The following is a 23,518-nucleotide window of genomic DNA, read 5'->3' as shown; positions in this document are numbered from 1 at the left end:
TTTTACATGGAGCTGCGCTTCTTCACCAATACAACGATGACGATGGCCGACACCACCAGGATGCCCACCCATACGTACAAAAGCCATGGGCTTTCCCCTGTATTCGGGGACTGGGTTGTTCCCGAAGAAGACGAATCACCCGGCTGCACCGGTACCGCCTCTTTTATAAGGGCAAAGTCGCTTAACCCATCGACTTCAAAAGATAGAATGCCGTCTGTCACAGTGGCTTTTACTTCCTGAATGGAGCCGTCTTCGCCCAGAAGCACTGCCTTCAACTGTTCGCTGTCTCCCCATTTGGAATCGAGCTTGACCGAAACCTTGAGCTTCCCTAAGCTGCCGCCGCCAAGGTTATCCACCGTCACTCCAAAGGACGCTGCAACAGTACTGGTAAGACCGTACTTTGCTTTGAGGGCATCGGCCATCTGCTCAGAGAGAGCCTTTGTCTCCACCTGGATGGAAACACCTTCCGGCACAGCACCGGGGGCTCCCTCGATCAGAATCATACCGTCTAAGAAGCTTTGGCTATAGGGACTGTATTCCATCCCATCGATCCGTTTTAAAGCAGCTTCCAGATGCTCGTAATTGGTGACGGCTTCCTGCTGTACCGGGGCCATTTGATCGTACTGCTCCAAGAGCTTCTCCACCAGCTCCCGATCGGATACCGTCAGCTTCTCCAAGTCAATCTGATCGATGGCTGCCGTAAGCTCCTCCACGGGCGCTTTGGACAGGACCGTCACATCAAAGGAAGCCGACTGATCCCCGATCTGGACAGTGACCGTTTGCTTTTCAATCGCCGCTGCATCGTAACCGCTGACCATGGACGATTCCACTGCCAAGGTTTCACTTTCCCCATTGTCATAGGTGACTTTGACCAATGCGCCGGTTACATCCAAAGCCTGACCCTCCAGATACTCCACCTTATCGGGCGCTTTCTCAAGAGAGATACTGGTCACGGTTCTCTCTTTGACTACAATATCAAACTGGGTGGACTGAGCCATATATTGGACGGTTACCGTCTGCTTTCCGGGTTTGCTCATATCATAATCGGTGCACATGTCCTCCGTCAGATCGATTTCCTGATTTTGGCCGTTGTCAAAATGAACCACCAGTTTACCGCCGGTGACGTCGAGGCTTTCATTTTGAATATACTCTGTCTTATCAGGGGCTTTCTTGAGAGACAATCCCACCGCGCTTTTTGCGTTTACCAGGATATCAAAACTGGTGGTCATCCCCTCATAGGTGACGGTGATGGTCTGAGTTCCTATCTTGCTGCCGTCAAACCCTGTGCACATCTCGCTTGTGAGGGAGACGTCCTGTGTGGAACCGTCGCTGTACCACACGCGGACCGTTCCTCCTGCGACATTCAGCTCCTCGCCCTCCACATAGGTTGTCTTGGTGGGATTGTTCTGCATGGAAATGCGCTGTGCTTTTTTCTCCTCCACTGTGATGCTGAAGGTGGTCTGACTTCCCTCATATGTCACCACAACCTGTTTTTCACCGGCTGTGGTCATATCCGGGACAGTGCACATAGCGTCGGTCAAGTCCACATGAGAGACCGCGCCGTTTTGACGGGTGACCTGGATCATTCCTCCCTGGGCGGTAAATGCTTCACCCAGCTGATAGATGGTCTTCTGGGGATTCTTCTCCATCTTAATGGCGGTGACGGCATTGGCCTTTACTTGAATGTCAAAGGAAGTGGTCTGATTGCCGTAGGTCACGATTACCTTCTGCTGGCCCACTGCATCCATATCCACCGTGCACATGGAAGCTTCCAAAGCCATCTCTTCTTGAGAACCGCCCTGGTAGGTCACCAAAATCTTGCCGCCGGATACATCCAAATTTTCCCCGGCGAAATACTCCGTCTTAGTGGGAAGCTGTTGCATCTGGATGGAGGCCACATCTCCCCGCTCCACACGGATGGTAAAGGTAGTCGTTTTTCCTTCATAAGTAACGGTTACCACAGTGCTATCCGATACTACACTGGTATCGGCTTCACACTTGGCCGCTGCAAGATCAATTTCTTCCGACTTGTCGTTGTTATAATGCACCAACAATTTGCCGCCGGTGACGTCCAGGCTTTCATTTTGGATGTAAACCAATTGATCCGGCATCTGAGCCATCTCAATAGAATCGACGGCCTTCTCCTCGATGTTGATCTCAAAGGAAGCCTGTTTGCCATTGTAGCTGACGATCACCACTTGCGGGCCCAACTGGTCCATATTCACCTTGCACATACCGGTGGTCAAGTCAGTCTCCTGGGTGGTACCGTCGGAATAGGTGGTGGTTACTACGCCGCCGGTGGGATCAAATTCTTCGCCCTGGATATACTGGGTTTTGGCGGGCGGGGTAAGCGAAATGGAGCTGACCGCCACGATGGTAAAGGTCTCTTTTGTCTGATTGCCGGCAGCGTCGGTGACAGTGACGGTGTACACCCCGGGCTTATCCACCACGGCTCCGCTCTCCAACGAAGCTCCCTCTTCCCCATCCTTGCTGAGGGTAGCGGTGCCTTTGTCGAAGGTAACCGTCACAGGGCCGTCATAGGATAGGCCGGTATTTTGTTCGCCGTTGAGCTGAATGGTGGGATTCTCCACCAGTACCGGTATCTTGACCGTATCCACGCTGGACTCTATGGTCTGATTCTCCTGATCCTGGGCGATGGACTGGATGGGCAATTCCAAAACCGTGTCCTTATCGTACTGTCCCGTCACCTCGACCCGGAAAGTCAGGATGTTTTTCTCCTCTTTGGAAAGAAGCTGTCCATTGTAAACATAGATCATCGTAAGCTGCTGTGTCTCACTATTGTAGCTCACGCTCTTGTTGCCGTCGGCATTGAGCAGTACTTTCGCCGAACCCTCCACATACCGGAGGCCATCGCCTTCCTTGGGCAGCGGCACATTGAGCTGCAGTCCGGAAATCCCGGGGACATTGTCATCACTGTAGTTTCCCAAATCCACCGTAATATCCACAGTCTGTCCCGGTTTTACTCCTGCTTGCGATACCCCTGCTCCCAATTCCAGCACCGGCTGGGCCGCCATCAGCGACAAAAACGGAACCGATACCACAATGTTCAGCAGCACCACAAATGCTACCGAAAGCGATACTAGCTTTTTCTTCATTTTCAACTCCCCCAATCATTTTGTATCCCTATCTGTTCGTTGTCTACAGAATCTAGCAATGTCCTATTTTAGAAAGAAGGTTCCCCTACTAAATCTATAGGATTTTAACGAATAACTCCTGCCGGGAAGATCTTTCCAGGTATACGTTGATAGTATAACACACTTTTTCTTACCCTGTACAGAGCGTGGTTTTCCTATTTATAGAAAAAAGCAAGATTCTAACTCGTTTATTTTTTGGGAATATTATACAGTTTTTCCCATCCGAGACCGAATCTTGCCGATTTTTGTATTATTTAGGACTTGCGCACACTCTGTTTAAACGCGAATGTCAGGAAAAAGATGGCCGCTCCCACCAATACAATGGTAGGACCTGCGGCGGTGCCCGCATAATAGGAGATAATCAATCCCGCTACGCCGGATACCATGGAAAACAGCACTGCCACACCGTTATACTGCCTGACATTGTGGGAGATGTTCCGGCTGGCAGCAGCGGGAAGAATCAACAGGGAGTTGATGATGAGGATGCCCACCCACTTGATGGATACCGTCACCAGAATGGCGATAAGGGTGATAAAGGCGGTTTCCACGAAACGTACCCGAATCCCCCGGCTCTTGGCCAGGACGCTGTTGACACTGAGGATCAACAGTTTATTAAAGAACAGGAGCCAGAAGACAATACCGGCCACCAGTACAGCTACTAAAATCAGAAGCTCCTGGGGACGGATGGTAAGGATATCGCCGATGAGATAATTGGAATACTGGCTGAATTTTCCTCCTGCCGACAAAAGCACCAGTCCCAAGGCGATGGCTGTGGAGGAAAAGACGCTGATAATGGTATCGCTGGAGGAAACCTTGGAGCGTTTAATCTGGGCCAGCAAAATGGCGAAGATCACGGCGAAGATGGTCATGGCCACCATGGGTTCGGCCACTCCTAAGAGTACGCCGATGGCGATACCGGTCAAGGCCGAATGTCCCAACGCATCCGAGAAAAAGGCCAGTTTGTGATCCACCACCATGGTGCCGATCATGCCGAAGAGAGGGGTGATGAGCAGCACCGCCAGCAAGGCGTTTTTCATAAAATCGTACTGGATCCACGAGAAGGGCAGGATACTCTCCATCACTTGATAAATAACGTCCATCATTGGTTGTCCCTCCCCGGCACGTAAAGAGAAAAGGCGTCCTGGAATTCTTTGCTCCCCAGGACTTCCTGCGGCGTCCCCTGACATAGAACCGTCCGATCCAGCAGAACCATACGGTCGGCATAGGGCGCTACGCTTTGAAAATCGTGGGATACCAATAAGATAGCGATATCCCTTTCCCTTTTCAGGGAGGTGAGGCGCTCGTAAAACACTTGGAGTCCATTGCGGTCGATGCCCGATACCGGTTCGTCCAAAATGAGCAGCTGAGGGGCAGGCGTAACGGCCACTGCCAACAGGACTCGTTGAAGCTCCCCGCCCGACAAATCGCACAGACGCCGGTCGATCAGGTCGGACGCTCCAAATTGACTCAGTTCCTCCCGCACCCGCTGCCGCATCTTTCGTCCAGCCTTGAGGAATACTGGGGAACTGGACAGCATAGCTCCACAGAAATCCAACACGCTCACCGGTGAGTTGGGGTCAATGTGTAAACTTTGAGGCACATACCCGATGCTGAGCCGTCCCTGCCTTCCTTGGGGATCACAGAAGGTGAGCCTCCCTGTATGGCGCATCTCCCCCAAAAGAGCTTGGATCAGGGTGGTTTTTCCGGCGCCGTTGGGGCCGATGACCACCGTCAGCTGTCCGCAGTGGAGGGAAATGGTGACGTCCTCCAAAATAGTGGTGCGTCCGGCTGAGACGCACAGATGCTCCACCGTGGTGCAGCAAAATCCTTTTTCGTGTTTCACGCTAACGCCTCCAAAAGCACCTGTAAATTTTGATCCATAGCCCGCAAATAGGCATCCTTGTCGGTGTCCCCCGATACCGCCGGATCCAGCATGTAAATCTGTGCTCCCGTCTCCCGGGCGATGGTATCGGCCACCCCGGACGAATACTGAGGTTCGGCAAACAGGGCCTTACAGTCGGTGGATTTGACCGTTTCAATGATATCGACCAGTTCCCGCGCCGTGGGATCGGTGCCGGGTTCCCTCTGGATGACCCCTACCACATGGAGGTCAAATTCCTGGGCGAAATAATCAAAGGCCTCGTGAAAGGTGATGATATCCCGATGGGATACGTGATCCAAAGCCTCGTGCATCTCATCCTTGAGCCGCTGTATCTTCTCCAGATAGGCCGATGCGTTGTCCTGATACTGCTGGGTATGGGCGGGATCGGCGGCAATCAGGCCGTCCCGGATATTCTCCACATACTGCATGTACCGGGAGATGCTGACCCACACATGGGGATTGACCGTCTCCTCTTCCAAAGGACCGTGTACCTCTCCCTCCGCATGATCATGGTCGTGGTCATGCCCTTCCCCCTCCATCATGTCGATGCCGTCGCTGGCTGTCACAATATTGAGCTCCGGGTAGTTGTCCATCACCTTATCCAGAAAGGATTCCATCCCAGCCCCGTTGATGAGCAGGCAATCGGCCGTCTCCAAGCTCATGAGCTCCTGGGGGGACAGCTGATAGTCGTGCAGACAGCCGGTGGTGGGCTTAGTGAGATTGGTCAGCTGGACGCCATCCACGCCATCCACTAAATTGGCCGCCGCCACATACACCGGATAAAAGGAGGCCACCACCTGTACCGATGCCGTATCCTCCCGCTGTGGTTTTGCACTGCATCCGCTCAGCGCCGTCAATATCCAAAAAGCCGCTGTCATCACGGCAATGCATCGTTTGATCCGCAAAGGGCCGTCCCTCCTCTGGTTTTCCATCGCTTCCGGCCAATACGACATCCGCCGGCGCTTTTATTGCAAGTTAATTGCAATAATTGTACCACCATCCCCAGGACTTGTCAACGCCTGGACAAACTCCTCGGTTGACGGTATAATGTGTCCATACTACAAATGTATGTCCAGAGGTGAGGTTCCATGGCATCCACCCGCAACACCAAGCAAAAAAAAATTATCCTCTCCATCCTGAAGAATGCTGAACGTCCCATGTCGGCCGGCGAAATTCACGCTTTGGCTCTTGCCTCCTGTCCCTCCATGGCCATCACCACCGTCTACCGCAATTTGGAGGCTATGGCCGACCGTCATGAGGTGGTTTGTCACCGTCTGTCCGACAATCAGGTCAGCTATGAGCTGGGCCAGGGCGCCCACAGCCACTATTTGGTGTGCCTGGGATGCAATCGGCTCATCCCCCTCCACCAGTGCCCTCTCCACGGGTTGGAACAAAAGGTGCTGGAGGAAACCGGGTTTCAAGTCTCCTCCCACCACGTGGAGCTTTTTGGATACTGCTCTAAGTGCCGCGCCAAAAAAGAACAGCAGAGTCCCAATAAGCAGGACTGATCCCATCTCAATTGTCTTTCACAATAACACTCCCCGCAGCTCACCGGATAGTATCCAAAGGAGCTGCGGGGAGTGTTTTTATTTTATTCTTTTTGTCCCGTTCGTCACAGACGGTCGGCAAAAAATTGCCGGATATTGCCCAACGTATGCTTTAAGATCTCAATTTCCTGATCGCTGAGGCCGTCGACAGCTGCTTTGACCATCTCCCGGTGGAAACGCTGATGGGCTCTGACGATGATGCGGGCTTTATCGGTCAGGCTGAGACACACCACACGGCGATCCTCCTCCGACCTGGAACGCACCACCATCCCCTTGAGCACCAGCCGATTGATGGAAGTGGTCAATGTACTGACGGTAATACGCAACGCCGCAGCCACCTCGCTCATACTTTTATGGGCGTTGGTGCCGATGGCCTCCATGGTGTGGATCTCATTGGCCGAAATAAAGTCTTTGGTGGAAACTCGGACGGCCGATTCCTCCACCTTTAAGATCTCGTTAAAGGTCTGGACCAGCAACCGGTCCACATCCTCATGGGCGTAATGCAATGTTTTCCCTCCACACTTGGGGCGGATGTCCTGCATCCGTCGGCATTTTTGCGCATCCATTGCCAAAGAGCTTGTCCTCATCAGAATGCGCGGAACCGTTGGTACCGCTGATGGCTCAGCTCCTGAGGGGACATGGCCTTCATGGCTTCCAATTCCCTCAGAATATACCTCTTTACCGCTTGGGCGGTTTCGGCCGGTTCTTCCCCTTCCGGGATAATCTGGTCCACAACCCCTAATTCGTACAGTTCGTCGGCCGTGATCTTCATGACCTCAGCGGCCTCCTTGGCCCGGGAAGCGTCCTTCCACAGGATGGCGGCAAAGCCCTCCGGGGAAAGGATGGCGTAGATGGCGTTTTGCAGGATGGCAACCTTATTGGCCACGGCGATGGCCAAGGCCCCTCCCGAACCGCCTTCGCTGATGACGACAGAGATGACCGGCACCGTCAGCTTCATCATCTCTTTCAGGTTGCGGGCGATGGCCTCGCCCTGGCCCCGTTCCTCCGCCCCAACGCCGCAGTAGGCGCCTTGGGTATCGGCCAGGCAGATGACCGGACGGCGGAATTTCTCCGCCTGTTTCATGAGGCGCAGCGCCTTTCTGTATCCTTCCGGATGAGGGGAACCAAAGTTGCGGCGGGCGCGGTCGGCAGGATTTTGTCCTTTTTCCTCCCCGATAACCGTGACGGGCTGCCCGTCCAGCAGGGCGATGCCGCCAATGACCGAGGCGTCGTCGCCGTAGTGACGGTCGCCGTGCAGCTCGATGAAATCGTCAAAAATGGCGTCGATGAAGTACTGGGAGGTGGGACGTCCCGGCATACGGGCCGCTGTGACCCGGTCCCATGCCGTCAAATTCTTCTGCTCCATTATTCCACGCCTCCTTGCTGTTCACGACGTTGCTTTGCCTCGCCTCTGGCTTCCGGAGGCATATGCATGTAGAGGAGCTTCCACAGGGTGTCCTTCATCTTGGAACGCTCCACAATAATATCTACAAAACCGCATTCCTGGGCGAATTCCGCACGCTGGAAATTCTGAGGCAGACGCTGGTTGATGGTCTGCTCAACCACCCGTTTTCCCGCAAACCCGATAAGGGCGTTTTTCTCCGCCACGATGACATCCCCCAAGGAGGCAAAGCTGGCGGTGACACCGCCGGTGGTGGGATCGGTGATCACGGTGATATAAAGCAGTCCCGCATCGCTGTGATGCTGCAGGGCGCCGCTGATCTTGGCCATCTGCATCAGGGACACAATACCCTCCTGCATCCGGGCGCCGCCGGAAGTGGCAAAAATTACAATGGGCATGTTGTGCTCGGTGGCATACTCCACCGAACGGGTGATGCTCTCGCCCACTACGCGGCCCATACTGCCCATCATGAAATGGCTGTCCATGACGCACAGAACCGTCTCCAGGCCGTGGATCTTGCCGACGCCGCATACCACCGCTTCCTTGAGCCCTGTCTCCTTGCGGTAACGCTTGAGCTTTTCCGGATAATCGGGGAAATTTAACGGGTCGGACACCTCGATCTCAAAGGGGAATTCCTCAAAGGAACCGGGATCCACCGTCATTTTGAGACGTTCGCCAGCCGTCAGACGGAAGTGATGTCCGCAGGCCGGGCACACCTGGCCGTTTTCGATCACCAGGCGCTCGTACAGCATCCGCTTACAGGAGGGACATTTAACCCAAAGCTGTTTGGTCACCTTGCCCGACGTCTTGGCGGCTGCCGCTTTCTGCGGCGGAGGCAGGACGTCCTTGTTTCGGATAAACAAATCTTTAATGTTCATTTCTCTTCACCCTTCAGCATGCGTTCAATGGTGCCGGTATCGTAACGTCCCTGCCCAAAGAACTCGCTATTGATGATGCTTTTCTGGAAGGAAACATTGGTATCGATTCCATTGACAATCAGTTCAGACAGAGCGCTCTTCATGCGGGCGATGGCTTCGGTCCGGTCGCGTCCCCACACGATCAGTTTGCCGATCATGGAGTCATAATAACAGGGCAGGTCATAACCTTGGTACAGCTGGCTGTCAAACCGCACGCCGTTGCCTCCTGGGATAAACAGCACATCCACCGTGCCGCTGTCCGGCCGGAAGTTTTGTTCCGGATTCTCGGCATTGATGCGGCATTCGATGGAGTGTCCCCGAATGATGACATCCTCCTGGGTAAAGCTGAGTGCCTGGCCCGACGCCACCTGGATCTGTTCCTTTACAAGATCCAAACTGGTCACCATCTCGGTGACGGGATGTTCCACCTGGATGCGGGTATTCATCTCCATAAAATAGAAGTTGCCATCCGGATCCAGCAAGAATTCCACCGTGCCGGTGTTGTGATATCCCACCGCTTTGGCGGCCTTGACAGCCGCTTCGCCCATGCGGGCCCGCAATTCCGCCGTCATCACCGGGGAGGGGGCCTCCTCCAGCACCTTCTGACGGCGGCGCTGCAAGGAACAGTCCCGTTCTCCCAGGTAAACCACATGGCCGAACCGGTCGGCAAAAATCTGGAATTCGATGTGGCGGATGCCCCGCAGCAGCTTTTCCAGATACACGCCGCCGTAGCCAAAACAGGCCACTGCCTCTGCGGTCGCCGCTGTAAACGCATCCTCCAGATCCTCTTCCTTTTCCACCACCCGGATACCCCGGCCGCCGCCGCCGGCCGCCGCTTTGATGAGCACCGGATATCCGATTTCCGACGCCAGTTCCCGGGCTTTGTCCAAATCGGTCAGTTCGCCGTCGGATCCCGGGATGGTGGGGACGCCGCATGCCTTCATGGTATCCTTGGCCCGGGCCTTATCCCCTAAAAGACGGATGCTGTCGGCCCCCGGGCCGATGAAGGTCAGACCGCACTGATCGCAGATCTCGGCAAACTCCGCATTTTCCGACAGAAAACCAAATCCCGGATGAATGGCGTCGCATCCCTTCATCAGGGCGGCCGAGATGATATTCTGAATGTTCAAATAGCTGTCCCCTGCCGACGGGCCGCCGACACATACCGTCTCATCGGCCAGGTAGGCGTGCAGACAATCCCGGTCGGCCTCCGACACGATGGCCACCGACTGTACGCCCAATTCCCGGCAGGCGCGGATAATGCGTACCGCAATCTCCCCGCGGTTTGCTACCAATACTTTTGAAAACAAGGGCATCCAACCCCTTTCTACCAATTGCAAAAGCCGCCGGTTGACCTCTTTTCTCCTTACCGGCGCCGTAATGCCAGCAGAAGACGAAATGTCCATCGGCGTACTCTTTCTAGCCCCGACGGCTGGAAACATTCCAACCGTCTGAGGCCGATTTTTATCTCTTTATTTAATCATGAATGTGATCTCGCATTCACAGGCCAGTTCCCCATCTACAGTGGCTTTGCAGGAACCGACGCCCACCGGACCGCGCATACGGGTCATCTCGGTCTCCAAACGCAGGGTATCCCCTGGCTCCACCATCCGGCGGAAGCGGGCCGACTTGATACCGCCGAAGAAGGCAATTTTACCCTTGTATTCCGGCACCGACAACGCGGCGACTGCACCGGCCTGAGCCAGAGCTTCCACAATCAGGACGCCCGGCATCACGGCATGTTCCGGGAAGTGGCCCGGGACCCAGAAATCCTCTTTGACCACATGCTTTTCGGCCACGCACCGTTTGCCCGGCTCCAGTTCCAGCACGTCGTCCAACAGCAGGAACGGGGCGCGGTGAGGGATGATCTCCATAATCTGCTGACGGTTCAAAATCATACTCAATTCCTCCTGATGCGGACCAGAGGCTGTCCGTATTCCACCTGATCGCCGTCTTTGGCAAGCAGTTCCACAAAGGTTCCGTCTACGTCGCATTCCACTTCGTTGATCAGCTTCATGGCTTCAATGGCGCATACAATGCTGCCTTTTTTAATCTCGTCGCCCTCTTTGAGTTCAGGACGGTTCATGGAACCCAGGCTATAGAAGATCCCCACCATGGGGGCCTTTACTTCGTAAAACTCCTCTTTTGGTTCTTCCGCCTCTTCCGTCTGGTCGGAGACCGCCACAGCCTGAGCGGTGTGTACCTCTACCGGCACGTTGACCACCGGCGCCGGCACGCTGACGTTTTCCGTGCGCACAGCCGGGACAATCCCTCCGCCGTTCTCCAACTTGATGCGCGTACCGTTTTCCTCTATCTCAAGCGATGCCAGGCTTGAGGTAGTCACCATGTTGATCAGCTGCGCTACTAACTGCAAATCCACTGGATCAAACCCCCTTTTTATCGTTACATCAGTCAAGACTACTACTCTGTCGGAATAATACAAAACGTATTATTCCGACATTATATTACATATTACCCTATCTTCTTACAGGTTCTTTTGTGTCGATCTCTGTATAAATCCACTTTATTATACAAATTGGAATATTATTCGCTCCATTTTTTCAGGATAATAGCGCCATTATGTCCGCCAAAGCCCAGGGAGTTGGATAAAGCATACGTCAATTCCGCTTTACGGCCCTGATTGGGGACATAGTCCAAATCAAGCTCTTCATCGGGAACCTGGTAGTTGATGGTGGCGGGAATAAATCCCTCCTGAAGCGCCCTAGCACAGATAATGGCCTCTACTGCCCCGGCCGCTCCCAGCATGTGTCCTGTCATGGACTTGGTGGAACTGATGGGGACATTCTTTGCCTCGTCGCCCAATGCACGTTTGATAGCAACCGTCTCATACAAATCATTGTAGGGAGTAGAGGTGCCATGTGCGTTGATGTAAGACAAATCCTTCGGCGTGATCCCCGCTTCTTCCATGGCCATGATCATGGCGTTGGCGTCCCCTTCCCCAGTGGGATCAGGAGAAGTAATGTGATGGGCGTCGCAGGTGGAACCATAGCCTACCACTTCTGCATAAATATGGGCGCCGCGGGCCTTGGCATGTTCCAGATCCTCCAGGATGAGCATACCGGCTCCTTCACCCATGACAAAACCATCCCGCTCCTTGTCAAAGGGAATGGATGCCCGCTGTGGATCCTCTTTGGTGGAGAGGGCAGTCATGTTGGTAAACCCTGCCACACCCAGGGGGGTGATGGTGGCTTCGGCGGCGCCGGCGAAGATGGCGTCGGCACGGCCGTCCCGGATCATATAGTAGGCCTCGCCCAGGCAGTGGGTTCCGGTCGCGCAGGCCGTAACAAGGGAATGGCACAGTCCCTTCGCCCCAAACCGGATGGCGATATTGCCGGCCAGGATATTGCCGATGATCATGGGGATCATCAGGGGGCTGACACGGCGGGGACCACGATCCAGCAATTTGGTCTGTTCATTTTCAATGGTGGACAGTCCCCCGATTCCCGAACCGGTCATGACGGCCAGACGATGGGCATCAATGTGGCCTTCCAAACCGCTGTCCTGATAGGCCTCAATGGCAGCCGCCATACCCATCTGACAGAAGCGATCCATCCGGCGCTCCTCTTTTTTCTCCATCCAGTCGCCCAGGGAGAAATCCTTGACCTCAGCGGCCAACTTTACTTTAAAATCGGTTGTGTCAAAATGTGTGATAGGGCCAATGCCGTTTTTCCCCTCTTTGATGCCCTCCCAAAAGGCAGCGGCATTGTTTCCCAGAGGGGTGATGGCGCCTATGCCGGTGATGACAACCCTGCGATTCATATTGTACCTCCACAACTCCCGCCGGGTGATGTACCCTGCTGGGATCATATATCTTACTCGCTTTGGAAATCCATTGTTTGATCAGCGAAAGGAATGGATTAGATGCTCATACAGCCGTCCACCCCGATGACCTGGCCGGAGATATAGGACCCGGCATCGGAGGCCAAGAACACCATAAGACGGGCTACGTCCTCCGCCTTGCCCAGACGGCGCAGGCTGATATGGCTATTGAGCTCGGCCTTGACCTTATCGCTGAGTGCATCGGTCATGGCAGTCTCGATAAAGCCGGGGGCAATGGCGTTGGAAGTGATATTACGGGAACCAAGCTCCTTGGCTACCGTCTTGGTCAGGCCGATAATCCCGGCCTTAGAAGCTGAGTAATTGGCCTGGCCGGGGTTTCCCACTACGCCTACGATGGAGGCCACGTTAATGAAGCGGCCGCTGCGCTGGCGGGTCATAATGGGGGCGGCGTGACGAACAAAGTTAAAAGCGCCCTTCAGGTTGACGCCGATGACGCTGTCAAAATCCTGTTCCTTCATGCGCATGACCAGGCCGTCCTTGGTGATGCCGGCGTTGTTGATCACCACGTCAAGAGAGCCAAATCTCTCATGGGCGGTTTTGACCGCCTTTTCCACTGCGTCGAAATCGGCCACGTTGCAGGCGATGTATTCCACCTCAGCGCCTGTCTGGGCGATGGCGTCTTTCACAGCCTGGGTGCGTTCGCCCCAGTCCAGATCCACCAGGGCCAGTTTTGCTCCCTCCTTGGCAAAGGCCAGGGCGGCTGCACAGCCGATTCCACCCGACGCGCCGGTGATCAGTACGCATTTTCCATTGAGACCCAATTCCATCTTATAGTACCTCCCGAACCGCTTGCAGGCTTTGGGCATCCTCCGCGCCGTAGAGCGCTGCTTGCGGGATTGTCTTTTTGATCAGGCCCCGAAGCACTTTGCCCGGGCCTAGTTCTACAAAGGTTTCCACGCCGTCCTCGGCCATATTGCGCACCGTCTGTTCCCACAAAACAGGGCTCATGACCTGCCGGCGAATGAGATCCACCAGATCCTCTTTCTCCATAGGACGGGCCGTCACATTGGAATAAAGGGGACAAGACGGGGCGTTTAATTCCACATGCTGCAAATAATCCACAATTTTTTCCGCCACCGGCTGCATCTTCGGACTGTGGAAGGGACCTCCCACCTTCAAAGGGATGCACTTGAGACGATAGCCTCGAGCTAGTTCAGCCAGACGTTTGCCGGCCTCATCGTCATAGGACACCACTGTCTGACCAGGGCAGTTATAATTGACAGGGATACACATACCATCCCCCGCCGCCTCTTTGCAGCACTGTTCCACCGCGTCCAGCTTACCCAGCATAGCGGCCATACCGCCTTTGCCGCCGGATGCTTCCTGCATCCATTGGCCTCTCAGGCGCACCAGTTCCAATCCCTTATCAAAGGGAAGGACGCCCGATGCCGTCAAAGCAGCGTATTCACCTAAACTGAACCCCGCCATGACAAACTGAGCATCTCCCTGATATCCGTCGGTCAGCGCTGCGTATGCGGCCACTTCCATGGTATAAATACAGGGCTGAGCCATATCGGTGCGGTTTAACACCTCTTCCGGGCCTTCAAAACAGGCCTTCTTGATATCCTCTCCCGCCTGGTCAAAAATACGGCGGGCTGCTTCGGAACCTTCATACAATTCCTTGCCCATACCCACGAATTGGGCGCCTTGACCGGCGTATACAAGAGCCACTTTCATACCGTCTGTTCCTCCCTCTTACAGCAGCGTACCGGCCTGCCCCAGCAAAGCCGACGCCTGGGAGAAAAGATCCTCGATAATGCGCGACACCGGTTTGATATCCTGGACAAGCCCTGCAATCTGACCCGCCATAAAGGATCCGTTTTTCACGTCGCCTTCCCGGGCGGCACGCCGCAGGGATCCTGCCATCATTTCCTCCAGCTTGTCGGCATCGGTGCCGGCCTTCTCGGCAGCCACGATCTCACGGACAAAGGCATTTTTCAGCTGACGGACAGGATGTCCGCCCACCCGGCCGGTAACAGCGGTATCGATGTCCTTGGCCTTGAGCACCATTTCCTTGTACTCCGGCGCGATGGTGCATTCCTCAGAGGCCAGGAACCGGGTTCCCACCTGGACGCCTTCCGCACCCAGCAAAAAGGCCGCCGCTACGCCTCGGCCGTCTGCAATGCCTCCGGCTGCCAGCACCGGGATGCTGACGGCATCCACCACCTGGGGAACCAACGTCATAGTGGTCAGCTCGCCGATGTGCCCACCGGCCTCGCATCCTTCAGCCACCACAGCGTCAGCACCCATGCGCTCCATGCGCTTTGCCTGGGCCACGCTGGCCACTACCGGGATGATTTTAATGCCTGCCTCTTTCCATGCGGGCATATATTTGGCGGGAGTGCCGGCGCCTGTCGTCACGACCTGGACGCCTTCCTCTACCACGATCTTTGCCACTTCTTCTACATTGGGGCTCATCATCATGATGTTGACCCCAAAGGGTTTATCGGTTAACATCTTAGCACGGCGGATTTCTTCCCGCACTACGTCAGCCGGCGCATTTGCCGCTGCAATCAGTCCCAGGCCTCCGGCATTGGATACGGCGGCAGCCAACGTACTGTCGGCCACCCAGGCCATGCCTCCCTGGATAATGGGATAGCTGCATCCCAATAACGATGTGATTCTCGATTGAGCCATTGTGAGAAACCTCCCTGTCAGCGCCGCGATTGTCCCGGGGCTTCCCGCTCCTTTGGGACAAGGGCACAAACGCCTTTTCTGTTCTCTATTGAAAATCCCAAGACGTCCAAAATAGTCCGCCTTGGGCACGAATCCCAGTGGGGCTGACAACCGGATCCTCAGCCGATGCAAAAATCACGCCGCGGACCCTGCTGTCAGTTTTGATTGTGCGGAATCATTTAGGCGTTTTTCTGCTGCTCTTCAATGTAGTTCATCAGCTCGCCAACGGTCTTAAGACCGGCATCGTCAGCCACGGAGATGCCGAATTCGTCTTCGATGTCCATGATGATCTGCATCATGTCCAGGGAATCCAAACCGATTTCTTCAAAGGTGGTGTCGGCAGTGATTTCACCGTCGTAAGAAGCGTTGTTTTGCAGAATTTCCTTGATTTTTTCCAGCATAACTCAATCTCTCCACTCAATTAATATTGCTCCGGAGGATAACCCTCCGCCAAAGCCAACTAAAAGTACCAGATCCCCGTCGTGCAGGTTGCCGCTGCGGTTTAGTTCATCCAGGGCCATGGGGATGCTGGCCGCGGACGTATTGCCTGTATGATCCAGGTTGACAAAAAATTTCGTTTTATCAACACCCATACGTTGGGCGGTAAAATCAATAATACGCTGGTTTGCCTGGTGGGGGACAAACCATGTTACGTCATCCAGTGTCTTGCCGGCCTTTTCCAGCACCTCCCGGATGGAACGGCACATGGCCGTCACAGCGAATTTAAACACCGGCTGGCCCTTCATGATGATCTTATCCTTGCCGTCATCCAGCTCGTAAAACGGCGTCTTGACCGGGGCGGAGCTGCATACCAGCACCTCACCTACATCATTTTCCCCGTCCAGCACCGAGCTCAGAATTCCCGCCTTCTCCCCACGGCGCAAAATGGCCGCGCCTGCTCCGTCTCCAAACAGCACGCAGGTGGACCGGTCGGTCCAGTCGGTTACCCGGCTGAGCACGTCCACTCCCACCACCAAAGCGGTGTCGATGTCCAACTGTTCCATCAAGCCCTGGGCGGTAGCAACGCCTAAGATAAAACCCGTGCAGGCGCCGTTGATGTCAAAGGCCGGGGCATGATTGAACCCCAGCCGTTCCCGCAAACAGGCGGCCAGGCACGGCACCTTTACATTCGATGTAAACGTGGCCGCAATCACCAGGCCAATGTCCTCCACCTTGACAGCCGACTGCTGGAGGGCGCGGCGGGACGCTTCCTCTGCCAGATCCAGAGTGGTTTCCTCTGAGCATACATGGCGGGAGGCAATCCCCGTCCGCTCCCGAATCCATTGATCGTTGGTATCCACCATAGTGGACAGTTCATCATTAGTCACTTCGCGCACCGGCAGGCAATGGCCTGTCGCTTCGACATATACCGGCATGGGTCAAGCCTCCACACTATTTATTCATTCTCAAAAAGTCGGGATAACCAGTATCCCGACGGAAAAAGTAGTTTGATTATCAAAGCAAATCATTTCATGGGTAGTATTATAATCGATTCCACTGCCCCTGTCAATCAAAATTGGCCCGCCGAAGCGGGCCATAGTACCTTTTTTGTCAGATTTTTCACACTGTTCTTCCACAGCTCGACCATTCCCATCAAAATGTTCAAAACAGCCGGTTTTGAAGGCCCCGCACCATCTCCACATACTGACGGCGGCACTGCTCTTCTTTTCCCTCCTCAAGGAACGTAAGGCATCGGGAGAGGGGGCCTTCCCACAGTTCACGGCTGATTTCACCGCACCTGCCGCTTTGCTTCATCCGCTCCACCAGCATGGGGGCTAAGACGTAATATTCATTGATGAGTTCTGCACCGTCGGGCTGCTGGGATAACCAGCCGTCCCGGAACCGCCGAAAAGCATTCAGCTCATAGCAATCGTCGGGACGCCCCAAAGTATCGCACACCGCTGTGGTGATAAAGCACCAGCGGCGTTGATTGAATCCGCCTGCCAGCTGCTCGTAGGAGGATTTGCCCAGCTTGCGTTTGGGATGCTCCTCATTCCACAGTTCAATCATCCGGTCGGCCGCCTGGTCGCTCCAGGGCCGTCCTACCTTGACCAGCGCCGGCACGACGTAACACACCAAAAAGAGGGCGTAATCGTTGGTGACGCGTTCTTTGTCCCCCCGCTGCTGGGAGCGGTGATAGTGTTCCATAATCCTCGCCATAAAGCGCTGGGCATAGAGGCAACCGAGCTCATGATTCTCCGGCATGCGGGTTTCCAGGACATTGATATATTGTACCGATTCCTGCAAACGGTTCACATACTGCTCAAACAGTTCCGGATAATCCTTCCGTTTAAACCCTTTTGCCGTGCCGTCCCCTTGAACCAGATACCCTTCCAGCAGCCGCTCGGCCTGGTCCAAGGTGGCATTTACATCGCCCATTTTACCCTCGTCCTTCTGAAAGGCCAGGGCGATGGCTTCCGATGCCGAGATGGGTTCGCCGCAGAACATACAGCGCACCGTCCCCCGTTCATCCGGGACCTGCAACTCTTTGCCGCATTCAGGGCATACACCTGGATAAAACTCCATACACAACGCTCCTTTTTACGATCCTAAAGCGGGGATTATCCCGCTTGTTCTTGTTGTTCCAATTGCGCCTTTTGTGTTTGGGCTTTGCGGCCCAAATGACGCAGTTCATGCACAATAAAGAAAGACACCACCACTGCCGCCAATACATCTGCCACCGGACCGGCGTAGAGAATCCCCTCCAGTCCCAAAAAAGTGGGCAGAATCAGAATGAGCGGTATGAGCAACAGAATCTGTCGGCTCATCGATAGGATGGTTGCCTTGAGGGGCTGTCCCGTAGCCTGGAAGTAGTTGGCCGATACAATCTGGAACCCGGAACAGAATACCCCCAACAGGAAGATCCGCATGCATTTGGCTGCAAATTCCGTAAAGGCTGCATCTCCTCCGCCGAACAGAGAGACCGCCAAATCCGGCACACAGATGGCAAACAACCATCCTAGGATGGCCACGATGGTAGCCATCACCGCCTCCAGCAAATAGGTCTTACGGATGCGGTGGTAATGCTTTGCCCCTTTGTTAAATCCAAGAATGGGCTGGGCGCCGGCTGAAATCCCTACTAAAATGGAAATCAAGATACCGTTGAGTTTAAAGACGATCCCCATGGCGGGAATGGTGATATCGGCGCCGATGCCCGCCAGATCCCCGTAGTATCCCAGGGAATTGTTGAGAACGATCTGCAAGATCATGTTTCCCAGCTGGGTGACACAGCTGGAGATCCCGATGGCGATCAAACTGCGGGTGAGGTTCCACTTTACCCGCATTGTCCTAACCCGAAGCTTCATATTGGACTTGCGGGCAAAATAATAAAATGTGACAGCCAACGACACCACCTGAGAAATTACGGTAGCGATGGCAGCGCCCCGTACGCCCATCTGAAGGGGAAAAATAAAGATGGGGTCCAAGATGGTATTCAACACCGCGCCCACCAACATACTAATCATAGCCATCTTGGGACTGCCGTCGGTGCGGATAAAATTGTTGAGCCCGGTGCCGACAGTGACAAACGGAATACCAATTAAAATAACCGAGGAGTAATCCACTGCATAAGGTAAAATATTATCGCTGGAACCGAAAAAACGCAACATCGGTTCCAGGAAAATAAGCCCCAGCACTGCAAAAATTACCGAACTGGCAACCAACAATACAAAAGAGTTTCCGAGGATCCTTTCGGCCTCTTCTTTCTTATTTTCTCCCAGCCGGATTGCCGCCAACGCCGAACCGCCGTTGCCGATGAGCAGCGCGATGGACAGGGAGATAATCGTGATGGTAAATGCGATGGTCGTGGCGCCGATGCCCAGATATCCCACGCCGTTGCCGATAAACACCTGGTCCACTATATTATAAAGGGAATTCACCAGCATGGCAACCACCGAAGGCAAGGCAAACTGCAATAGAAGTTTTCCTACTGGCGCTGTTCCCAAAGGATTGCGATCGGCTTCTGATCCTAACTGTTTTGTGGTTTCACTCATTCATTCATCCCTCCGATTCTAGTTCTTCCTTCATTTAATAGAGCCAGGACAATCTTCCCGGTCTTCCTCCAGCCACCCTTTCTCACGGCGCGGGTCTTTGCCGAAAAAGTCCAGGGCATTGTCCAGCATCCGGTTAAGCCCCTCGATGATAACCTCCCGCTGGGACGGTTCTATCCCATTGAGCAGAATATCCTGCCACCCGCTGATGGAGGAAAAGATCACGGGGATGACCTCCCTCCCGCGAGATGTAAGATACAGACGATAAGCACGGCGGTCTTCCGGATTGACCTCTCGGCTGACGAATCCCTGTTCGATCAGCTTCTTGACAGCTCTAGCCGTCGTGCCTTTGTCCACATGCATGACCATTGACAGTTCGTCCTGGCTGATCCCAGGCGTCCTGCCCAGCTCAATGAGAAATGGATGCATTCCCGCCCCAACATCCCAAGGTCTCAACTGCCGGGCAAAGTACTTCTGCCCCACGCGAAAGATCATAGCGATATGTTTCTCAATCCGGCGGGTATCCTTCTGCATCATCCGGTCTACCGCCCCCTCCCTTGCTTTCTTCTTACGGCTCTCCTTTTTACCATATCTTTTATTTTACCACAAATTAGTTGCATATGCAACCAACCATCTTCCTTTTTCCATTCACCTTAAATCTCCAAAGCCTCCTCAGGCAGCGTGCCCTCTCATATGTCAAATAACCGATTGCCTATTGTAAAACAGGGCTGCTTCTTATCAAAGCAGCCCTGTTTTCATCACTATATATTCTCTTCCACAAAATGGACCGATGAATTGTCCCAATACTTCCGATAAACTCTATCATTTTCCCCATCGAAATTTCGCTGATACATGCGGAAGATTACCGTTTTGTCTTTCGGCATCCAACGCTCTTCATAGGAATACTGATACTGCATTCCCAGTCGCTTCATTACCTCCCCGCTGCGCGGGTTGTCTACGTCGTGGGTGGCGGTGATATAAAAAAATCCATCCTTCTGTACCTGTTCGATTACCGCTTTCCCCGCTTCCGTCACAATCCCCCTATGCCAAAACCGCTTATGTAATCCGTAACCTAAATCGTGGTTATCTTCTGTGCTTACGTTGATATACCCAATGGGCACGTCGTCCTCCTTCAAGCAAATAGCGTATCGGTATCCCATCGGCTGTTCATACACCTTGGCGTATCTCTCTGCAAAGAAGGCTTTCGCTTGATCCAATGACGTAAGAGGCAACCACGGCAAGTATGTATTCACTTCCGGGTCCCTATAGATGGAAAACAAGGCATCTATGTCACCCTCGGTGAACTTTCTCAATCTCAGTCTGGCTGTCTCTAATGTGGGGGTATTGACTAGTCCCATTCTCTCCTCACTCCTTTTTCCTTTGTTCATAACTCAATGTCCACCTGATAGTCTGTGTCAATTAAAATAAAGTCGCAGCCATACTTCCGACAGAGTTCTAAATTTTGGGTGTTCTCCGCTACGACCGACTGCACAGTGCCATTCCAATTTCCCTTGCGAGTTTCGATTGCATTTTCATATTTCTGAATGTCTGAAAAATGATTTTCAATATACCTCTTTGTCATCACAAGACAGTAGTATCGAATGTCTTTCAAATACCCAGAATCGAAAGATTCCTTCCAATCAAAAGGGATATAGGCGCCTTCTATCACCAGGTTCTGACGGTTCTCCACCGCTGTTTTTATCATCTCTCGGACGATCGGCCAAAGATAGGACTCCAGTTTCTCATCGTCTTCCGGTGTTAAAGAAACATTCCCGCTTCGGATCAGGCCCATCTTTAAATGGTCGATGGAGAGATATGGGATGCGGTATTTCTCTAATATCTTCTGAGCCAAAACTGTTTTTCCTGTATGAGAAGCTCCCGCAATTAAAAACACCATCTCTTACTCTCCCCCTCTTCTACTGTAAAATTATAATATCATATTAGGATTGTGCTTTCAAAGCTTTGGGGAATATGGATCGGTTTTCCTTGACGAAATGGGGAATATCTGCTACAATTATCTCGTTACGGCTTTTTCAGAGCTGTTTCTTATCCTTGCTCCTGTTGATCAACGGGGGCCTTATGTCCAAAAGGAGGTGCACAATATTATGGCAGACATCAAAGCAAAGTATGAAACCATCTTGGTCATTTCCACCACTCTCGGTGAGGAAGGCGTCAAGGCGATGGTGGAGAAATTCCGCGCTCGTATCGAGCGTCACGCCACTCTCGAAGGTTACGACGAATGGGGCAAACGCCGTTTGGCTTATCCCATCAACGACGAGACCGAGGGCTATTATGTCCTTTACAATTTCGAGAGCGCTCCCGAATTCCCCGCTGAGCTGGACCGTATCTGCAAGATTACCGATGGTATCCTGCGTTCCCTCATTGTGAAGAAAGACGCGTAAGGGAAGGTGTAAGCATGCTCAACACAGCTATTTTGATGGGTCGCCTCACAGCCGATCCTGAGCTTCGCCATACCACCAGCAGTATCCCTGTGGTCCGCTTCACTTTGGCGGTCGACCGTTCCTACGTCCCCCAGGGCGGCGAGCGGCAGACCGACTTTATCGACGTTGTGGCTTGGCGTAAAACAGCGGAGTTTGTCTCCCGCTATTTCCGCAAAGGCATGCTGGTGGCGGTACAAGGGTCCATCCAGACCCGCAGTTATACCGATAACCAGAACATTCGCCGCAAGGCTTTTGAAATTGTGGCGGATAACGTGCATTTTGCAGAACCAAAACGGGATAGCAATGCTGCTCCCGTAGCTCCCATGCCTCGCCCCGATTCCCAGGCCCCCGCTCCCGCGGCCTTTGCCAGCGGTGATCCCGGCGACTTCCAGGAGATCGACGACGACGATCTGCCCTTCTAAAACAGAAGGGTAAAATGGGACAATGATTCCTATTTTCGTCTTGCACATACGCGGTATTTGACCGCACCCACTATACCAGATAAGGAGGTTTCGCTTTATGGCATACGATAGATCCGACCGCCCCCGCGGCCGTAAAGGACGCAAGAAGGTTTGCAGCTTCTGCGTGGATTGTATTGAGAACATCGATTATAAGGATGCAGCTCGTCTGCGCCGTTTTATTTCTGAGCGCGCTAAGATCCTGCCCCGCCGTGTCACCGGCACCTGCGCTCATCATCAGCGCGAACTGACTGTGGCCATCAAACGCGCCCGTCATATCGCTCTGCTCCCCTTCATCAACGACTAAGTTGATCCATATGGCTTTTAAAGCGGACTGGTTCTAGAACCAGTCCGCTTTTTATATCCAGGCAAAAAACAGGAAAACTCCCTGCTGGATGAAGGTATCATCCCAGCCGGGAGTTTTTGTTTTTCATTTACTGATTTGCAGATCGATTCGACCTGGAAATCGATCCGGGAAAAGCGCGCCGCATCTCCTGCAGATATCCATGGCTTGTCTCCAGCATGGCCGAACGTTGTGCATCGCTCAATCGGCTAAGGGCTTCCTCTTCATACCGGTACAAGGCATCCAATATATTTTTAGCGAAGCTCTTCCCCTCCGGGGTGAAGGTGATGAAACGGCTCCGTTTATCCTCCTGTGCCTCGCTGCGCTGGATATAGCCGTCTCGTTCCAGCCTGTTTAAGATGCTGTTGACGGTCTGTTTGGACAAAAGCAAACACTTACACAACACACTCGGCGTACAACGATCGGGGTATTCATTGATGGTATGGATTACGAACAAGGTATTGGACGTTATACCATGGGCCTTTGCCCATCGTTCATAAATCTCATTTAGTCCAAACCAAAACTCATAATAGCTTTGGATTTCACTCTTGATTCTGTGGTTCATCAACACCCCAGCCTCCTTCTCTCATTGTATTGGCAAATGAAATGGTACAATTGTCCATATTATCCCATCTCATTTATAACTTGTTATCCAACAGAGGCTCGCACTGTGTCTTTCCGCTTTTGACAAAAATCCGTTCATCATCCACCTTTGCACACAGCCCAATAGATCTGTAACACCTATTGTATTCTTTTTTCTCCTCCTTGACAAGACAAGATAAAAAATTTCATGCAAAGAAAAAGAATCCCGTATGTTTTCACACACGGGACCCCATATATCCAGTAC

26 protein-coding genes are annotated in these 23,518 nt (G+C 53.4%); 4 read left to right on the top strand and 22 right to left on the bottom strand.

Features of this window, described 5'->3' with window-relative positions; translation table 11 throughout:
- Positions 1 to 2 precede the first annotated feature (2 nt).
- The 4 genes from C12CBH8_RS02105 to C12CBH8_RS02090 all read right to left on the bottom strand — a co-directional run bounded on the left by C12CBH8_RS02105 (position 3) and on the right by C12CBH8_RS02090 (position 5,942).
- Entirely contained in the window at positions 3 to 3,116 is a 3,114-nt protein-coding gene (locus C12CBH8_RS02105; protein WP_215533429.1) for a bacterial Ig-like domain-containing protein, read from the bottom strand.
- A gap of 293 nt (positions 3,117 to 3,409) precedes the next feature.
- Complete coding sequence (locus C12CBH8_RS02100) at positions 3,410 to 4,258, bottom strand: metal ABC transporter permease (protein ID WP_090265720.1); 849 nt, start codon at positions 4,256 to 4,258, stop codon at positions 3,410 to 3,412.
- On the bottom strand, positions 4,255 to 4,998 hold the full coding sequence (locus C12CBH8_RS02095; RefSeq protein ID WP_090265718.1) for a metal ABC transporter ATP-binding protein: 744 nt from the start codon (positions 4,996 to 4,998) through the stop codon (positions 4,255 to 4,257). The genes C12CBH8_RS02100 and C12CBH8_RS02095 overlap by 4 nt, the downstream gene beginning before the upstream one ends.
- The gene (locus C12CBH8_RS02090; RefSeq protein WP_246441640.1) at positions 4,995 to 5,942 is read right to left on the bottom strand and encodes a metal ABC transporter substrate-binding protein; all 948 of its coding nucleotides are present in this window, start codon (positions 5,940 to 5,942) and stop codon (positions 4,995 to 4,997) included. The genes C12CBH8_RS02095 and C12CBH8_RS02090 overlap by 4 nt, the downstream gene beginning before the upstream one ends.
- A 183-nt stretch (positions 5,943 to 6,125) precedes the next feature.
- On the opposite strand from C12CBH8_RS02090, the gene C12CBH8_RS02085 reads away from it, so the two are divergent.
- Positions 6,126 to 6,545: a Fur family transcriptional regulator gene (locus C12CBH8_RS02085; protein ID WP_090265717.1), complete on the top strand. Its 420-nt coding sequence runs from the start codon at positions 6,126 to 6,128 to the stop codon at positions 6,543 to 6,545.
- Positions 6,546 to 6,649: 104 nt separating this feature from the next.
- Here the strand turns inward: C12CBH8_RS02085 and C12CBH8_RS02080 are convergent, their stop codons facing one another.
- The 17 genes from C12CBH8_RS02080 to C12CBH8_RS02000 form a co-directional block, all read right to left on the bottom strand.
- On the bottom strand, positions 6,650 to 7,150 hold the full coding sequence (locus C12CBH8_RS02080) for a MarR family winged helix-turn-helix transcriptional regulator (protein WP_246441779.1): 501 nt from the start codon (positions 7,148 to 7,150) through the stop codon (positions 6,650 to 6,652).
- A gap of 20 nt (positions 7,151 to 7,170) precedes the next feature.
- Positions 7,171 to 7,953, bottom strand: coding sequence for an acetyl-CoA carboxylase carboxyltransferase subunit alpha (locus C12CBH8_RS02075; protein WP_215533772.1), 783 nt, complete (start codon positions 7,951 to 7,953; stop codon positions 7,171 to 7,173).
- Positions 7,950 to 8,864 carry an acetyl-CoA carboxylase, carboxyltransferase subunit beta gene (accD, locus tag C12CBH8_RS02070; protein ID WP_215533428.1) on the bottom strand — a complete coding sequence of 305 codons (915 nt, stop codon included), beginning with the start codon at positions 8,862 to 8,864 and terminating at the stop codon, positions 7,950 to 7,952. Before accD ends, C12CBH8_RS02075 begins: the two co-directional genes overlap by 4 nt.
- Entirely contained in the window at positions 8,861 to 10,213 is a 1,353-nt protein-coding gene (gene accC, locus C12CBH8_RS02065; RefSeq protein WP_090265944.1) for an acetyl-CoA carboxylase biotin carboxylase subunit, read from the bottom strand. Before accC ends, accD begins: the two co-directional genes overlap by 4 nt.
- A gap of 162 nt (positions 10,214 to 10,375) precedes the next feature.
- Positions 10,376 to 10,801: a 3-hydroxyacyl-ACP dehydratase FabZ gene (fabZ, locus tag C12CBH8_RS02060; protein ID WP_090265703.1), complete on the bottom strand. Its 426-nt coding sequence runs from the start codon at positions 10,799 to 10,801 to the stop codon at positions 10,376 to 10,378.
- A 2-nt stretch (positions 10,802 to 10,803) separates the two neighbouring features.
- Positions 10,804 to 11,283: an acetyl-CoA carboxylase biotin carboxyl carrier protein gene (locus C12CBH8_RS02055; RefSeq protein WP_090265702.1), complete on the bottom strand. Its 480-nt coding sequence runs from the start codon at positions 11,281 to 11,283 to the stop codon at positions 10,804 to 10,806.
- Between the two features lie 164 nt (positions 11,284 to 11,447).
- Positions 11,448 to 12,683 carry a beta-ketoacyl-ACP synthase II gene (gene fabF / locus C12CBH8_RS02050; protein WP_090265700.1) on the bottom strand — a complete coding sequence of 412 codons (1,236 nt, stop codon included), beginning with the start codon at positions 12,681 to 12,683 and terminating at the stop codon, positions 11,448 to 11,450.
- A gap of 98 nt (positions 12,684 to 12,781) precedes the next feature.
- Positions 12,782 to 13,531, bottom strand: coding sequence for a 3-oxoacyl-[acyl-carrier-protein] reductase (gene fabG, locus C12CBH8_RS02045; protein ID WP_215533427.1), 750 nt, complete (start codon positions 13,529 to 13,531; stop codon positions 12,782 to 12,784).
- Position 13,532: 1 nt separating this feature from the next.
- The gene (locus C12CBH8_RS02040) at positions 13,533 to 14,441 is read right to left on the bottom strand and encodes an ACP S-malonyltransferase (RefSeq protein WP_215533426.1); all 909 of its coding nucleotides are present in this window, start codon (positions 14,439 to 14,441) and stop codon (positions 13,533 to 13,535) included.
- Between the two features lie 18 nt (positions 14,442 to 14,459).
- Positions 14,460 to 15,401, bottom strand: a complete 942-nt coding sequence (gene fabK / locus C12CBH8_RS02035; protein ID WP_215533425.1) for an enoyl-[acyl-carrier-protein] reductase FabK — start codon at positions 15,399 to 15,401, stop codon at positions 14,460 to 14,462.
- A gap of 218 nt (positions 15,402 to 15,619) precedes the next feature.
- Positions 15,620 to 15,841 (bottom strand): acyl carrier protein, encoded by a 222-nt coding sequence (locus C12CBH8_RS02030; protein ID WP_090265695.1) that lies wholly within the window; start codon positions 15,839 to 15,841, stop codon positions 15,620 to 15,622.
- Positions 15,842 to 15,844: 3 nt separating this feature from the next.
- A complete protein-coding gene (locus C12CBH8_RS02025; protein WP_099323138.1) occupies positions 15,845 to 16,816 on the bottom strand; it encodes a beta-ketoacyl-ACP synthase III in 972 nt (323 codons plus the stop codon).
- Positions 16,817 to 17,042: 226 nt separating this feature from the next.
- Positions 17,043 to 17,966, bottom strand: a complete 924-nt coding sequence (locus C12CBH8_RS02020) for a TFIIB-type zinc ribbon-containing protein (protein WP_090265691.1) — start codon at positions 17,964 to 17,966, stop codon at positions 17,043 to 17,045.
- Between the two features lie 35 nt (positions 17,967 to 18,001).
- Positions 18,002 to 19,432, bottom strand: coding sequence for an MATE family efflux transporter (locus tag C12CBH8_RS02015; protein ID WP_215533424.1), 1,431 nt, complete (start codon positions 19,430 to 19,432; stop codon positions 18,002 to 18,004).
- Positions 19,433 to 19,462: 30 nt separating this feature from the next.
- The gene (locus tag C12CBH8_RS02010) at positions 19,463 to 19,966 is read right to left on the bottom strand and encodes a MarR family winged helix-turn-helix transcriptional regulator (protein WP_215533423.1); all 504 of its coding nucleotides are present in this window, start codon (positions 19,964 to 19,966) and stop codon (positions 19,463 to 19,465) included.
- A gap of 224 nt (positions 19,967 to 20,190) precedes the next feature.
- Positions 20,191 to 20,817 carry a GNAT family N-acetyltransferase gene (locus tag C12CBH8_RS02005; RefSeq protein ID WP_246441638.1) on the bottom strand — a complete coding sequence of 209 codons (627 nt, stop codon included), beginning with the start codon at positions 20,815 to 20,817 and terminating at the stop codon, positions 20,191 to 20,193.
- On the bottom strand, positions 20,814 to 21,326 hold the full coding sequence (locus C12CBH8_RS02000) for an adenylate kinase family protein (RefSeq protein WP_215533422.1): 513 nt from the start codon (positions 21,324 to 21,326) through the stop codon (positions 20,814 to 20,816). The genes C12CBH8_RS02005 and C12CBH8_RS02000 overlap by 4 nt, the downstream gene beginning before the upstream one ends.
- A gap of 208 nt (positions 21,327 to 21,534) precedes the next feature.
- On the opposite strand from C12CBH8_RS02000, the gene rpsF reads away from it, so the two are divergent.
- From rpsF to rpsR, 3 genes are all read left to right on the top strand, one after another.
- The gene (rpsF, locus tag C12CBH8_RS01995; RefSeq protein ID WP_090265687.1) at positions 21,535 to 21,831 is read left to right on the top strand and encodes a 30S ribosomal protein S6; all 297 of its coding nucleotides are present in this window, start codon (positions 21,535 to 21,537) and stop codon (positions 21,829 to 21,831) included.
- 14 nt (positions 21,832 to 21,845) lie between these two features.
- Positions 21,846 to 22,292: a single-stranded DNA-binding protein gene (locus tag C12CBH8_RS01990; protein WP_099323135.1), complete on the top strand. Its 447-nt coding sequence runs from the start codon at positions 21,846 to 21,848 to the stop codon at positions 22,290 to 22,292.
- A gap of 97 nt (positions 22,293 to 22,389) precedes the next feature.
- Positions 22,390 to 22,635, top strand: coding sequence for a 30S ribosomal protein S18 (gene rpsR / locus C12CBH8_RS01985; protein WP_215533421.1), 246 nt, complete (start codon positions 22,390 to 22,392; stop codon positions 22,633 to 22,635).
- A 127-nt stretch (positions 22,636 to 22,762) separates the two neighbouring features.
- Here rpsR and C12CBH8_RS01980 read toward each other — a convergent pair whose 3' ends face one another.
- On the bottom strand, positions 22,763 to 23,236 hold the full coding sequence (locus tag C12CBH8_RS01980; RefSeq protein WP_090265682.1) for a MarR family winged helix-turn-helix transcriptional regulator: 474 nt from the start codon (positions 23,234 to 23,236) through the stop codon (positions 22,763 to 22,765).
- Between the last annotated feature and the right edge of the window lie 282 nt (positions 23,237 to 23,518).

The sequence above is a fragment of the Solibaculum mannosilyticum genome (genome assembly GCF_015140235.1).
Lineage (GTDB): Bacteria > Bacillota > Clostridia > Oscillospirales > Acutalibacteraceae > Solibaculum > Solibaculum mannosilyticum.
Note: the sequence above shows the minus strand (reverse complement) of the source record. Positions and strands in the feature narration are given on the sequence as shown.